The following is a 14343-nucleotide window of genomic DNA, read 5'->3' on the forward strand; positions in this document are numbered from 1 at the left end:
TGACGAGCGCGATCGGCCTTGACGCATCGGCGACCCGCTTGCAGCGTTTTCGGCCGATTCGTCGCCGCTGTGCCCCACGCTGCCCATCGCCCATCCTGCCAAGTGGCCGGCTGGTTGCGGGAGATATCGCGCTACCGGCGTGGCCGTGGCCCCCGGCCGACTGGTTGCGGGTGATGATCGACACTTGGCCGTCAAGTCAACTCTCCTCTCACCGAAGAGTAGGGTCGGCGGCGTTGCCGAGATGTGGCGCCGCGTGCGCCCGGGCAGCGACAAGCTTCGTGAGCGAAGACGCTTCAGCGCCACGGCGACGGCTATCCGCCGCGTCCCGGCACCCCGTAGGACAAGCAGCGCGGCCCAGCCGGCGTTGCCGGTGCGTGCCTGAGCGCGTGCACGTCGAGTGGAAATGAGAGTTATGTCGTCGCAGTCAGTACGGACGCCTCGATGGTCGCGCCCGCAGTGGTTGGCCTCGCCGCGCGTGTTAGGCACCGAGGTCCTCGCCGGACTGGTCGTCGCGCTGGCGCTGATCCCCGAGGCGATCTCGTTCTCGATCCTCGCCGGTGTGGACCCGAAGGTGGGCCTGTTCGCCTCCTTCACGATGGCGGTCACCATCGCCTTCACCGGCGGCCGACCTGCCATGATCTCCGCCGCGACCGGGGCGATCGCGCTGGTCGTGGCACCCCTGGCCCGCGAACACGGACTGGGCTTCCTGGTCGCCGCGGTCATCCTCGGAGGGGTCTTCCAAATCGTCCTGGCGCTGGCCGGGGTGGCGAAGCTGATGCGGTTCATCCCCCGGAGCGTGATGGTGGGCTTCGTCAACGCCCTGGCCATCCTCATCTTCACTGCCCAGGTGCCGCACCTGCTCGGCGTGCCGTGGCTGGTGTACCCCCTGGTGGCGGTCGCGCTGGCCATCATGGTGCTCCTGCCCAAGCTCACCACCGCCGTGCCGGCGCCACTGATCGCCATCGTCCTGCTGACCGCGCTCGTCGTCGTCGTGCACCTGAACGTGCCCAACGTCGGCGACGAAGGCACCCTGCCCGACAGCCTGCCGATCCTCGGCCTGCCGGACGTGCCGTTCACGCTCGACACGCTGACCACCATCGCCCCCTACGCCCTGGCCATCGCCCTGGTCGGGCTGATGGAATCGCTGATGACCGCCAAGCTCGTCGACGACATCACCGACACCCGCTCCGACAAGACCCGCGAGTCCTGGGGGCAGGGCGTGGCCAACATCGTCACCGGCTTCTTCGGCGGCATGGGCGGCTGCGCCATGATCGGCCAGACAATGATCAACGTGAAGGCGTCCAACGCCCGCACGCGCCTGTCCACCTTCCTGGCCGGGGTTTTCCTGCTCATCCTCGTCGTGGCCCTGGGTGACGTCGTCGCGCTGATCCCGATGGCCGCGCTGGTCGCCGTCATGATCATCGTTTCGGTGGGAACCTTCGACTGGCACAGCATCGCCCCCGCCACCCTCAAGCGGATGCCGGCCGGCGAGATCATCGTTATGGTGGTCACCGTCGCCGCCACCTTGGCCACGCACAACCTCGCTATCGGTGTCGTGCTCGGCGTCATCGCCGCCATGGTGATCTTCGCCCGCCGGGTCGCGCACTTCGCGCAGGTCACCAGCGTCCTCGACCCCGAAGAGACCACCCAGATCTACCGCGTGCACGGCGAACTCTTCTTCGCCTCCAGCAACGACCTGGTCTACCAGTTCGACTACGCGCACGACCCGGACCACGTAGTGATCGACATGAGCGCCGCGCATATCTGGGACGCCTCGTCGGTCGCCGCCCTGGACGCCATCACCAGGAAGTACGAGACCCGCGGCAAGAGGGTGGACATTGTCGGGCTCAACGCCGCCAGCGCGGAGTTCCACGAGAACCTCGCCGGCAAGCTCAAGGTCGGCCACTGATGGACGCCAGGGACACTGATGCGATGAGCGCAGGGCGCATGCAGATCGGCGAAGCCGCCGAACGGGTCGGGCTGAGCATCCGCACCATCCGCCACTACGAGGACGCCGGCCTCGTCGTCCCGTCGGCGCGCAGCGAGGGAGGGTTTCGGCTCTACACCGAACCGGACCTCGACCGTCTGCGCGTCGTCAAGCGAATGAAGCCGCTCGGGTTCACCCTCGAGGAAATGCGGGATCTGCTGACCATCCTCGACGCACTGAGCACCGCCGAGGGAGAAGACCGCGCCGTCCTGCAGGACCGCCTCGCGATGTTCCACACCGCCGCGCAGAACCGCGTCGAAGCCTTACGCGAGCAACTCGCCACCGCCGAAGGCTTCGCCCAGCAAATCCAGGACCACATCCACCAACACGGCTGACCTCGAAGACGTCACTGCAAAGCAGTCATGGCCGGGAGTTGCTGGTGCTGAGACGATTCGGTGGACCGGGTGCGGCCGCGGCTTGTCGTCGTTGTCCGCCGCCTGTGGGCCCTGCGTGGAAGCCATGTAGCACGTCTGTCAGCCAGCCGTCGGCTTTTCGGAGAGGGCGGTGCTGGGCGCGGTGGCGGCCCTCGTCGGCCGTCAGGCTATTTAGTCATCGGGGGTGCATCTCATCCCTGGGCACTGCGGCGACGTGGTACGACTGCTTCAGCGACTAGCCGACGGAGCGAGCGGGCCGGGTGACGAGGAATAGAGTGGCCAATCTGCTGCGCAGGCGTGAGAGTCCGCAGCGGCCGACCTTCCTGGAACTGTTCTTCGATCTCGTGTTCGTCTTCGCGCTCACCCGGATTGTGCACGAGTTGGTGTTGGACTACACCAGGGGTCACGTCGCGGAGAGGTTGACCACCTCCCTTGCGGAGAACGGCGAGACTCTGTTGCTGCTGTTGGCGGTCTGGTGGATCTGGACCCAGACGGCATGGGTGACCAGTAGATTTGATCCGTTTCAGCCGCCGATCCAGTTCGTTGTGGTTGCGACGATGTACGGGAGCCTGCTCCTGGCGGTCGCGATTTCGGGGGCTCTCGCCGAGACTGGTCTGCTCTTCGCGAGCACCTATGTCGCGATTCAGGTGGGCCGCACCCTCTTCTTCGTAGGCGTCGTGCGAGGTCACAATCTGCGCCGCGTCAACATGCTGGCACTCATCTGGTTCGGCGCGTCGGCCGTACCGTGGCTCGCCGGAGCCTTCGCTCCCGAGGTAACGCGCAATTCGCTGTGGACGGTGGCCTTGGCGATCGACTACCTGGGGGCCAGACTCGGCTGGCCGGTACCGGGGCTGGGTCGCTCGCGGGGGTCCCCGTGGGCCGTCGCGGGCGAGCACCTGGCCGAACGCTACTGGCAGCTTGTCATTGTCGCGCTTGGTGAGACGATCCTGACCTCCGGATCGAGTCTTCTCCGCGGTCCGATCGTGGCGCAACGAACGATGGCCCTTACCTTGTCGTTCCTCACCACGGTATTGCTGTGGCGGATCTACTTCTACCGAGCCGGCCAAATCCTGGGCGAGGCCATCGCGGCATCCGCCGATCCTGCCCGGCTCGGTCGGTTGGCCGAGTTCGCGCACCTGCTCATGGTGTCCGGCATCCTCGCCAGCTCAGCCGGCTCCGAACTCGTCCTCCTAGATCCATCCGGAGACGCGAAACCCGCCTGGGTCGGGGCCATCCTCGGTGGGCCTGCGCTCTACCTCGCCGGGCGCTCGGTATTCGAGTACGTGGCCTTCGCGCGGGTGTCCTGGCCGCGGCCGATCGGGATCTTCGTCCTCGCGGCCATGGCGCCGATCATGGTCGGCCTACCGCCCCTCGGGGTTGCTGCGGCAGCTGTCGCGGTCCTGCTCGGCGTTGCCGTCTCTGACACGATCCGAGCCCATGGACGTCCACTGGAGGAGGCCTCGCCGCCCCGCTTCGGTGAGGTGAGGTAGAACCTGGTGCAGGTCTTGCCGTGCTGTTCGAGCCCGCCGGCCCGGACGAGGGCGCGTCGGTCGGGGTTGCTTGGTCGTCGGTGAGGTGGAGCGCCCGGCAAACGCGCGGGACCCGCGGGCGCACGGCCGGGAGGACAGGGGCCCGGTCCTTCCGGCCGTGCTACGCTGCGCCCCATTGTCCTCACGTATTGATGGGAGGCGGGACTGTGAACATTCATTTCGTCATGCGTTTCCGCGCCATCAGGAGGCCAGTCGGCGCCTGAGCGGAAACGACGTTCCGTTTCCAAGGGTGGGAAGTCGTTGACTCCGCTGACCAAAACATCTGACAAGCCTGCGCCGGTACTTGACAGCTCTTTCTGGAAACTGTTCTCCGCGTCGGCCACGGTTACCAGCGCCGATGGCATCGCCAGAGTGTCGCTGCCACTGCTCGCCACGTCGTTGACCACCAACCCGGTGCTCATCTCTGGCCTCACCGCGTTCTCGTTCCTGCCATGGCTAGTGTTCGGTCTACCCGGCGGCGCGCTGGCGGACCGGCTGGACCGTCGGGCAGCCATGTCGACCGTCAACTTCATGCGGGCAGCCCTGATCGGTGCTCTCGTGCTGCTCATCATCACCGGCGTGGACAGCATTCTGGTGCTCTACGTCATCGCGTTCGCGCTCGGTCTCTGCCAGGTGGTGTACGAGTCGGCGGTCCGCGCCATCCTGCCCCAGATCGTCAACCGTCGCGGTCTCGACAAGGCCAACAGCTGGTTGACCGTCGAGGAGACCGTCGGCCAGAGCTTCGTCGGTCCGCCAGTGGGTGGGTTGCTCTTCAGCTGGTTCCGCGCCGCTCCTCTGCTTGGCGCTGCGATCGGCTTCGCGGTGGCCGCCGTCCTCGTGCTCGCCGTCCCCGGTCGGTTCCGACCGAAGCGCACCGAGCCGACGACCCTGCGCGCGGACATCCGCGACGGACTGCGCTGGCTCTGGCGGCACCCTTTGCTGCGCGGGTTCACGATCCTCAGTGGGCTGATAGCTGGATTGATGTCCATGGCTACCTCGCTCTTCGTCCTGTACGCGCTGGAGACGCTGAAGCTGAGCCCGTCGGTGTACGGCATCTTGTTCATCGCCATGGGGATCGGCGGCCTCGTCGGGTCTGCTGCGGTCGGTCCGCTGACCGCCCACCTCGGACGGCCGCGAATGATCAATATCGCCGTGACGATCGCCCCGGTGATGTTTGTCCTTCTCGGCACTGTTACGAACATCTGGGCGGCCGGCGTGTGGTTCTTCGGCATCGCGGTGGGCATTACGATGTGGAACGTGCTGGCGATGTCGCTGAAGCAGGCGTTGATCCCGGACGAACTGCTCGGTCGAGTGCTCGGCGCCCACCGCGTGGTGTTGTGGAGCGGCATCCCACTTGGCGCTGTGCTTGGTGGAGTCGTGGCCGCCGAGACCAGCGTGCCGACCGCGTTCGCGGTATCCGGTCTCGCCCAGCTCGTCGTCGTGGCCCTGCTCTACCGGCTGATCAACCGGCACCAACAGATGATCGTCGAGTCCGCCGGGTCCTGATCATTCATGGCACACCACCGGGCGGTCTGGTGATCCACCGACTGCCCGGCGGTGTGCCGCCCGTGTCAGGGCATCGCCCGACTGTCTCGGGCAGCGCGGCGGTCCGCGGCGGAACGTCGCCGTCCTACCTGCCGATCGCCTACACCGGTGACGACCTGGTGGCCGGTCACCTGGTTCGCGTCCTGGCCGGCCTCACCTGGGCGGTGGTGCCCAGCCGGCCCCGGGACTGCTGGGTCGGCGTCCCGCGCGGCGACTACCATCGCGTGGCAGGGTCACGCGGAGTTGCGCCACTTGCGGCCGTTCCGGCCGATGAGCCGGTCGGCGTCGGTCGGGCCCCAGGATGCGGCCTCGTAGGTGGGGATCGGCAAGTTGTCCTTCTCCCAGTTGTCGATGATCGGGTCGACGATCCGCCAGCACTGCTGCACCTCGTCGCTGCGGATGAACAGCGACGCGTCACCGATCAACGCGTCCAGGAGCAGACGCTCGTACGCCTCCGGGGACTCCTCGACGAACGTCTGGTCGTAGGAGAACTCCATCGTGGCCGTGCGGACCCGGAAGGAGTGGCCCGGCACTTTGGCACCGAAGCGCAGCGAGATGCCCTCGTTCGGCTGGATCCGCAGGATCAGCGCGTCAGCATCGAGACCGGTGAGCTGGTCGGTCGGGATCGGCAGGTGCGGCGGCCGCTGGAACTGCAGTGCCACCTCGGTGAGCCGGGCCGGCAGGCGCTTGCCGGTGCGTACGTAGAACGGCACCCCGGCCCAGCGCCAGTTGTCCACGTTGAGCCGCATGGCGGCGTAGGTCTCGGTCCGCGACAGGGGGTCGACGCCGGCCTCCTCGCGGTAGCCGGCCATCAGCTCCTCGCGGGTGCCGCCCCTGGTGTACTGTCCCCGGACCGCGGCCTCGGCGATGTCCCGGTCGGTGGGGAGTCGGATCGCCTGCAGCAGCTTCACCTTCTCGTTGCGCAGGCCCTCAGCCTCGAATGAGGCCGGTGGCTCCATCAGTGCCAGCGCGAGGACCTGGAGCACGTGGTTCTGCACGATGTCCCGCATCGCGCCGGCGTCTTCGTAGAAGCCGCCGCGGCTGCCGACGCCGAGGGTCTCGGCGACCGTGATCTGCACGTGGTCGACCCAGGAGCGATCCCAGATGGGCTGAAAGATCGAGTTCGCGAAGCGCAGCGCCAGCACGTTCTGGACGGTGTCCTTGCCCAGATAGTGATCGATGCGAAAGACCTGGTGCTCGTCGAACGCGCTGTGCACGACGCCGTCGAGCTCGCGGGCCGTGGGCAGGTCGCGCCCGTACGGCTTCTCGATGACCAGGCGGGAGAAGGAGCCTTCGCGTGGCTGGTTGAGCCCGACACCGGCCAGTCCGTTGATTACCGGCTCGAAGGCCCCGGCCGGGGTGGACAGGTAGAAGAGCCGGTTGCCGGACGTGCCCCGCTGTGCGTCCAGCTCGTCGAGGGTCTCCACAAGCCGCTTATAGGTTTCCGGGTCGTCGTAGCCGCCGGTCACGTACCGCACGCCGCCCAGAAGCTGGCGCTTGCTGGCGAGGGTGCGTTCACCGAGGGCGCTCTCGGCGAACTGCTCGTCGGTCATCGACGTGCGCGCGACGCCGACCAGCGCGAACTGGTCCGGGAGCCGCTCGTGACGAGCCAGGCTCTCGACTGCGGGCAGCAGCTTACGCCGCGTCAGGTCACCGGAAGCACCGAAGATCACCAGCGTGGCCGGCGGGGCACTCCGCTCCTGGATGAGCTGAGATGCGTGGTCCATGGTCTGCGTTCCTCCGGGCACATGGGGTGTGGGGTTGGGGGGTGCCGTGCTGTCATGCCAGGAATTGTGCGGCTATGGCGGTAATGTGCGGGGCCACGTGGCGTGGCCCGTTGGTCGCGGAGCTTGAGCGTCGCATGCCGGGCTGACGGGTAGGTGACTCGGTGGCGATTCGGTGCGGTCTGTCGGCGTACGAGGTGGTGGTACGAATGATCGTGGCCAGGCGACCCGCGGAGGTCAACGGGCTCGCCGACGGCGGCCCGAACCACAACCGACGGTATCCGGGGCGGATTGGTGCACGACTGAGGCGTACCGCAGTGTTCGCCTGACCGACGACTCGGTGTGAGGTCTCCGCCAGGTCCATCAACATCTATATAGCCATGAGTGGACATCACCCGCACCACTGTCACCACGACCACGGATCCGACGACGACGTGCCGTACGGCCAGGTTGAGGTCCCCGCAGGCCTCGGCCGACGGGCGCTTCTGGCCGGTGCCGGCGGGACGCTGATGCTGGCCGCGCTACCGACCGCCGCCAGGGCGGCCAACACGACGATGGCCGGCGCCCCGACCGCGGCGGTCGGCGCCGGCCGGTCATCCCTGATCACCCAGGGCACGATGTTGGTCCACGCCGACATGCACAACCACACGGTCATGTCGGACGGCGACGGCAGCGCCGAGGCCGCGTTCGCCTCGATGCGCGAGGCCGGTCTGGACGTCGCCGCCCTGACCGATCACGCCACCCTCTTCGCCATTGACGGGCTCAGCTCGTCCGAGTGGCGGACCACAGGTGACCTTGCCAACGCGGCCAACGACCCGGGTCAGTTCACAGCGATCCGCGGGTTCGAGTGGTCGCATCCGTTGCAGGGGCACATCAACGTCTGGAACACCTCCGACTTCGCCGACCTGTTGCGGGCCGGCAGCCCCAGCAGCCTGTACAACTGGCTCGCCGGCCGGCCCGGGGGTCTGGCGAGCTTCAATCATCCCGGTCGGGAGGCGGGCCGGTTCAACAACTTCTCCTTCAACGCCTCGGCCCGCGATCAGCTCGTGGGGTTGGAGATGTTCAACCGGACCGACGACTTCCTCTTCGAGGGCTGGTCGTCGGGTATGGCGTCACCGCTGGTGGCCTGTCTGAACGCCGGTTGGCGGCCGGCTCTGACCGGTGTCACCGACGAGCACGGCACCACCTGGGGCTTCCACGAGGGTAAGGGCCGCAGCGGCCTGTGGGTCGCCGAGAACACCCGCGCCGCGGTGTTCGAGGCGATGGTCGCCCGCCGTTCCTTCGCCACGCGCGTCTCGGGCCTACGAGTGGACGCCACCGCCAACGGCGTACGGATGGGCGGGGTACTGAACGTGACCTCCGGCGACGTCCGGTTCCTGCTGGATCTGGACCGCGGCTCGGCCTGGGACGGCAAGCCCCTGCGGATCCAGGTCCTCCGTCCCGGCACCTCGGCGCCGACCGTCGTCGACGTCATCGACACCGTCAACGGTCAGGTCACCGACTTCACCGTGCCGCTCAACGTCACCGACGGCGACTGGGTGGTGCTCCGAATCTCCGACCCGTCACTGCCCAACGGCACCCCCGGCCCAGCCGGCCACCCGTGTAACGACTTCGCGGTGGCCTACACCAGCCCCTGGTGGCTCCGGCCCTGACCTCCAGGGTGCCGGTCCCGGCACGGCGGGCCCGCCGCGGTCGGCTGCGTCGGTCGCCCGGGACCGGCATTCGGGTTCGCGGGCGGTGCTCAGCGGGGTAGCGGGGGCAACGTCGGGCTGTCGAGCCAGGCACCGAACAGATCGTCCAGGGGCTCGCGGGCGAAGCGTTGGGCGTGCAGACGGAACTGCTCGGTCGTCACCGTCGCGTGTGGGTGTTCGGCGACCCAGGCTCGCAGGAGCGCGAAGAACGACTCGTCGCCGATCCTCCTCCGCAGGGCGTGCACCGTCAGCGCGCCACGCTTGTAGACCAGCGGGTCGAACATCCGGTCGACGCCCGGATCCGCGACGACGACGTTCCGCGGGCGAGCCGCGACCCATCCGTACCACCGCGCGGCCAGGGCGTCTGTCGACAGGTCGCCGCAGACGCCGGACCACAGCCACTCGGCGTAGGTGGCGAAGCCCTCGTTGAGCCAGATGTGCCGCCAGTCCGCCACCGTGAGGCTGTTGCCGAACCACTGGTGGGCAAGTTCGTGCACGATCAGCCGCTCGTGCGTGCGCCGCCCGTCGACGTGGTTTCGCCCGAAGACCGCCATGCCCTGCGCTTCGACCGGATCGTCGAGGTCGTCGTCGGCGACCACGACGACGTACTCCCGGAAGGGGTACGGCCCGAAGAGCCGCTGCAGCGCCGACATGATCTCACCGTGTCGGCCGAAGTCGTGAGTGACGTGCCGGCGCAGCGCGGGCGGGATCGCCGCGCGCTGCGCCACCTCACCGACAGCCAGATCAACCATCTCGTAGCGTCCGATCTGCACGCTCATCAGGTACGGCGAGGTGGGCTCGCGCCGCTCGTACACCCAGGTCGTGCTGCCCGCGCCCCGTTGCTGGAGTACGGGATCACCGGTCACCAGGACGGTGTACGGGGAGGAGGTCGTGACTGCCACCCGGAAGGTGGCCTTGGCACCGGGCTGGTCATCACACGGAAACCACGACGGCGATCCGTTCGGCTGGCTGGCCACGAGCACCCCGTCGCTGAGTTCCTCCCACCCGAGCTCGCCCCACCGGCCGGAGATGGGCACCGGCTTTCCCGCGTACCGAACCTCGACCCGGAAGGTGTCCCTGGCGCCGATCGGCCGCTCCGGTTTGATCTGCAGCTTGTCCGGCCGGTGCAGGTACTTCGCCGGGCGCCCGTTCACTCGGACGTCCTGAACGCGCAGTCGACCGAGATCGAGAGTGAACCGAGAGAGCGACTGCAAAGCCGCCGCGGTGATGTCCGCCCGGCCGGCGAGCCGGTTCGACACGACCCGGTAGTCGAGGTCGAGGTCGTAGTGCCGTACCCGGTAGCCGCCGTTGCCGTGCTCGGGCAGGTAGGAGTCGCCGGAGCGAGCGGCGCCCGGCGTTGCGCCGGTCGAGGCCGACGCCGCGTTTGGTTTCATGCCGACCGTGCCGGTGACGCCGGCCAGGTGGTGATCGGGTTACCCAACCATCGGCTGTCGCACGGCACGGCGTCGCCGCGGGTCACCAGTGAACCGGGCCCGACGGTGGTCCGTGCCCCGATGCTCGCGCCCGGCAGGACGATGCCGTGCGGGCCCAGCGCGGCTCCCGCGCCCAGTGTCACCTGGTCCATGCTCATCACACGATCATGGAACAGGTGGGTCTGCACCACACAACCGCGGTTCACCGTCGCGCCGTCGCCGAGGCGCACCAGGTCGTACTCCGGCAGCCAGTAGGTCTCCAGCCAGACGCCCCGGCCGATCTTCGCACCGAGCGTGCGCAGCCACGCCGTCAGCAGTGGCGTGCCGGTCGCGAAGCGGACCAGCCACGGCGCGGCGAGGACCTCGACGAACGTGTCGGCGAGCTCGTTGCGCCACACGAAGGAGGTCCACAGCGCGCGCTCGGCGACCCGGAAGCGCCCGACCAGCAGCCACTTCGCGGCCGTCGCGATGGCGGCGGCGACGATCGCCGCACCCAGCAGCACCGGTCCGGCGGCGAGAGCGGCCGCCCACCACCCGGCAGCTCGCCAGACGAGCGCGAGTGCGGCCAGGACGCCGATCGCCAGGGCGCCGGCGCACATCACCGGAACGATCCGGCACAGCTCGATCGCTGCGCGGGCCAGCTTCAGCCGGAGCGGCGGGTCGAAGGTGCGGCTGGTGTCGGCTGCCTCCACGGTCCGGCGCAGCGGCATCGGCGGTGCGCCGAGCCAGGACGAACCCTTCTTCGCCTTGAACGGCGCTGACGACAACACCCCGACCAGGCCCCGCTTCGGCACCGAACGTCCGGGCGCCGCCATTCCCGAGTTGCCGAGGAACGCCTGCTTACCGATGCGGGCCGGAGCGACGCGCAGCCACCCGTGACTCAGCTCGTAGGTCGCGACCATGGTGTCGTCGGCCAGGAAGGCCCCGTCGGCGACCGTGGTCATCGCCGGCAGTGCGAGCACGGTGGAGGCCTCCACCCCACGCCCCACCTTGGCGCCCAGCAGCCGCAACCACACAGGTGTGAAGAGGCTGGCGTAGAGCGGGAACAGCCCCACCCGGGCCATCCCCATCAGCCGCTCGGTCGTCCAGACCTGCCACGCCACCCGCCCCTGCACAGCGTGATAGCCGGCGCGCAGGCCGATGCTGAGCGCCCGGACGGCCACGAGCACGAGCAGCGCATAGCCCACCACGTAGGCGACGGTCGCCACCGCGACGGCGGCCAGCACCGCGCCGACAGTAGGTCGGACTGCGAGCGTCCAGCCGAGCAGGGCGAGCGCCGGCAGGGCGGCGACGACCGGGACCAGCCCCAGCAACTGAGCGGTCATCCCGTAGGCGAGCGGCCAGAGGCGTGCACCCATCCGCGATCGAGCGGGACGCTGCCCGGGCCACCCGTCCGAATCCTTGGCAACCGCGGCTGCGGCCGGCGAGCCGGCCCAGTGTTGGTTGGCCGGTACGGCGCCGGCCACCGTCGAGCCCGCGGCGACGCGGGCACCCTTGCCGATCCGAGCGCCCGGCATCAGGGTGCTGCGGGACCCGACCCGGGCGCCGACACCGACGCGGACCCTGCCGATGCGGACAACGTCGCCGTCCACCCAGTGACCGGAGAGATCGACCTCCGGCTCGATCGCCGCGCCGCGGCCCAGCTTCAGCAGGCCAGTCACCGGTGGAGCGGAGTGCAGGTCGACGTCGGCCCCGATCTGCGCGCCGAGAGCCCGGGCGTAAGTGATCATCCATGATGCTCCGGCCACGCTGGTGGCGCCGGTCAGCTCGGCGAGGCGTTCGGCGGCCCACAGCCGCAGGTGCACGCCGCCACCGCGCGGATAGCTGCCGGGGCGCACCCCGCGCAGCAGCAGTCGCGCTCCTCCGGCGGCCAGGGCGATCCGGCCCAGCGGGCTGAACAGCAGGAGCCAGCCCAACGCCACCCACCACCAGGACACGACCGGTGCCCAGGGCGCCGGAGCGACCAGGGCGAAGACGTTGCCGAGGGCAGCCAGGACGGTCAGCCAGCGCAGCCCGACCAGCGCCATTATCGGCACCATCATCGCCGCCTGGATCAGCCCGGCGCGCCTCGGCGTCGGCCGGACCTCCCGGCGCGTCGCCGCCGAACTGTCGAGCGCATCGAGCACCGCCGCGAGCCGCGACAGTTTCGGGTGGAGGTAGATGTCGGCCACCGAGACCCGCGGGTGCCGGCGCCGGATCCACGCCACCAGTTGCGCCGCGTTCAGGCTGCCGCCGCCGTGGGTGAAGAAGTCCGCGTCCGCCTCGGTGGGGCGTACGCCCAGGATCTCCGCCCAACCGCCGGCGAGCCATTCCTCCGTCGGGGTCAGCTCGCCCGCGGCGTCCTCAGCGGTCGCCAGTGGCCAGGGCAGCGCGGCCCGATCCACCTTGCCGGACGTCCGGGTCGGCAGCGCATCCACCACGGCCAGCAGCGGCACGAGCGCGGCCGGCAGTTGCTCACGGATCCGCAGCGCCGCCGTCGCCGCATCGAAGGTGACGCCGTCGTGCGGAACCACGTACCCCACCAGCAGTTGGTTGCCCGCGGCGGTGCGCTGCACCGCTGCGGCGGCACCGGCGACGTCGGGCAGCGCCTGCAGCGCGGCGTCGATCTCGCCCAGCTCGATCCGGCGTCCGCCGAGCTTCACCTGTTCGTCGCCGCGACCGACGAACAGGAGCCCTTCGGGCTCCGCCCGGACGATGTCACCGCTGCGGTACGCCCGCTGCCAGCCGAGCGTGGGCAGCGCCGCAAACTTCTCGGCGTCCTTGCCCGGATCCAGATAGCGGGCGAGCCCCACCCCGCCGATGACCAGCTCGCCGGTCTCACCCATCGCCACCGGCACGCCGGAGGCGTCGACCACGGCTAGCTCCCAGCCGGCCAGCGGTAACCCGATGCGGACGGGTCCCTCGCCGGTCATCCGCGCGGCGCACGCGACCACCGTCGCCTCGGTCGGCCCGTACGTGTTCCAGACCTCGCGACCCTCGACCGCCAAGCGCTGCACGAGCTCCGGCGGGCAGGCCTCCCCACCGAAGATCAGCAGCCGCACCTCCTCCAACGCCTCGACCGGCCACAGCGCAGCCAGCGTCGGCACCGTCGACACCACCGAGATGCGCTGCTCGGCCAACCACGGACCGAGGTCGACACCGCTGCGGACCAGCGACCGCGCGGCCGGCACCAGACACGCGCCGTGCCGCCACGCCAACCACATCTCCTCACAGGACGCGTCGAACGCCACCGACAGCCCGGCCAGCACCCGATCCTGCGGGCCGATCGCCTCGCTCGCCTCGTCGGCGAGGAACAACCGCGCCTCGGCGTCCACGAAAGCCGCCGCCGCGCCGTGGCTGACCGCCACCCCCTTCGGGGTGCCCGTCGAGCCGGAGGTGAAGATGATCCAGGCGTCGTCGTCCGGGCCGGGCCGGCCGGTCCGACCCGCGGGGGTACGACGCAGCGACACCGCCAGCCCGTCACCGAGGACCGCAACGACCCCCGCCTCGGCGAAAACGAGCTCGGCGCGTTCCTCGGGATCGTCCGCGTCGACCGGCACGTAGGCGGCGCCCGCCGCGAGAACGCCGAGGATCGCCAGGTACAGCTCAGCCGTACCGGATGAGATACGGACGCCCACGCGGTCGCCGACACCGATGCCGTGCCCGTAGAGCGACCTCCGGACGGCCTCGACCTCATCGGCCAGGTCGCGGTACGTCAATGTGGTGGCACCGCTGTCGAGCGCACCTGCGTCGGCGTGCGCGCGCACGGAGTCGTCGAGAATGTCGACAAGCGTGCGGCGGGCCGGGGCCGAAGCGGATCGGAACACCGCGGGGATCGTTGGTGTGGCTGCTGACGGCGGTAGCGCGACCACCTGGGGTTCACTCGTCACGGGCACCCGGCGTTCACCATTTTCGTCGTGCGGATCGGCGTCGACCAGGCGCGCGGCATGCGGGCCGCCCTGGGCAGCCCTCAACGCTACGTCGCACCAGGCCGCAAGCGATGGTCAAGCAACGGCATCGTGTCCACCACCACAGCGACCCGCTGCGGGAACGTCGAACGGCTGCGACACGCCACTGCGGG

General features: G+C 69.4%; 8 protein-coding genes. 5 read left to right on the plus strand and 3 right to left on the minus strand.

Features of this window, described 5'->3' with window-relative positions; genetic code table 11:
* The first annotated feature begins 412 nt into the window (after positions 1 to 412).
* From IW248_RS04035 to IW248_RS04050, 4 genes are all read left to right on the plus strand, one after another.
* Positions 413 to 1909, plus strand: coding sequence for a SulP family inorganic anion transporter (locus IW248_RS04035; RefSeq protein WP_196925710.1), 1497 nt, complete (start codon positions 413 to 415; stop codon positions 1907 to 1909).
* A gap of 23 nt (positions 1910 to 1932) precedes the next feature.
* Positions 1933 to 2322 carry a MerR family transcriptional regulator gene (locus IW248_RS04040; RefSeq protein WP_231396169.1) on the plus strand — a complete coding sequence of 130 codons (390 nt, stop codon included), beginning with the start codon at positions 1933 to 1935 and terminating at the stop codon, positions 2320 to 2322.
* A 314-nt stretch (positions 2323 to 2636) separates the two neighbouring features.
* Positions 2637 to 3851, plus strand: a complete 1215-nt coding sequence (locus IW248_RS04045; RefSeq protein WP_240639246.1) for a low temperature requirement protein A — start codon at positions 2637 to 2639, stop codon at positions 3849 to 3851.
* Positions 3852 to 4151: 300 nt separating this feature from the next.
* A complete protein-coding gene (locus IW248_RS04050; RefSeq protein WP_196925711.1) occupies positions 4152 to 5396 on the plus strand; it encodes an MFS transporter in 1245 nt (414 codons plus the stop codon).
* Positions 5397 to 5668: 272 nt separating this feature from the next.
* On the opposite strand, the gene zwf is transcribed toward IW248_RS04050, so the two are convergent.
* Complete coding sequence (zwf, locus tag IW248_RS04055; RefSeq protein ID WP_124820825.1) at positions 5669 to 7162, minus strand: glucose-6-phosphate dehydrogenase; 1494 nt, start codon at positions 7160 to 7162, stop codon at positions 5669 to 5671.
* 377 nt (positions 7163 to 7539) lie between these two features.
* Between zwf and IW248_RS04060 the strand changes: the two genes are divergently transcribed.
* Positions 7540 to 8811, plus strand: coding sequence for a CehA/McbA family metallohydrolase (locus IW248_RS04060; protein ID WP_231396170.1), 1272 nt, complete (start codon positions 7540 to 7542; stop codon positions 8809 to 8811).
* Positions 8812 to 8900: 89 nt separating this feature from the next.
* Here IW248_RS04060 and IW248_RS04065 read toward each other — a convergent pair whose 3' ends face one another.
* On the minus strand, positions 8901 to 10244 hold the full coding sequence (locus IW248_RS04065; protein ID WP_196925712.1) for a M1 family metallopeptidase: 1344 nt from the start codon (positions 10242 to 10244) through the stop codon (positions 8901 to 8903).
* Complete coding sequence (locus IW248_RS04070; protein WP_372432754.1) at positions 10241 to 14152, minus strand: Pls/PosA family non-ribosomal peptide synthetase; 3912 nt, start codon at positions 14150 to 14152, stop codon at positions 10241 to 10243. The genes IW248_RS04065 and IW248_RS04070 overlap by 4 nt, the downstream gene beginning before the upstream one ends.
* Between the last annotated feature and the right edge of the window lie 191 nt (positions 14153 to 14343).

Source organism: Micromonospora ureilytica, assembly GCF_015751765.1.
In the GTDB taxonomy this organism is placed as follows: domain Bacteria; phylum Actinomycetota; class Actinomycetes; order Mycobacteriales; family Micromonosporaceae; genus Micromonospora; species Micromonospora ureilytica.

Coding starts and splice junctions, on each gene's coding strand:
- zwf (WP_124820825.1), bottom strand. CDS start 7,162: ATGGACCACGCATCTCAGCTCATCCAGGAGCGGAGTGCCCCGCCGGCC.
- IW248_RS04035 (WP_196925710.1), top strand. CDS start 413: ATGTCGTCGCAGTCAGTACGGACGCCTCGATGGTCGCGCCCGCAGTGG.
- IW248_RS04060 (WP_231396170.1), top strand. CDS start 7,540: ATGAGTGGACATCACCCGCACCACTGTCACCACGACCACGGATCCGAC.
- IW248_RS04040 (WP_231396169.1), top strand. CDS start 1,933: ATGAGCGCAGGGCGCATGCAGATCGGCGAAGCCGCCGAACGGGTCGGG.
- IW248_RS04065 (WP_196925712.1), bottom strand. CDS start 10,244: ATGAAACCAAACGCGGCGTCGGCCTCGACCGGCGCAACGCCGGGCGCC.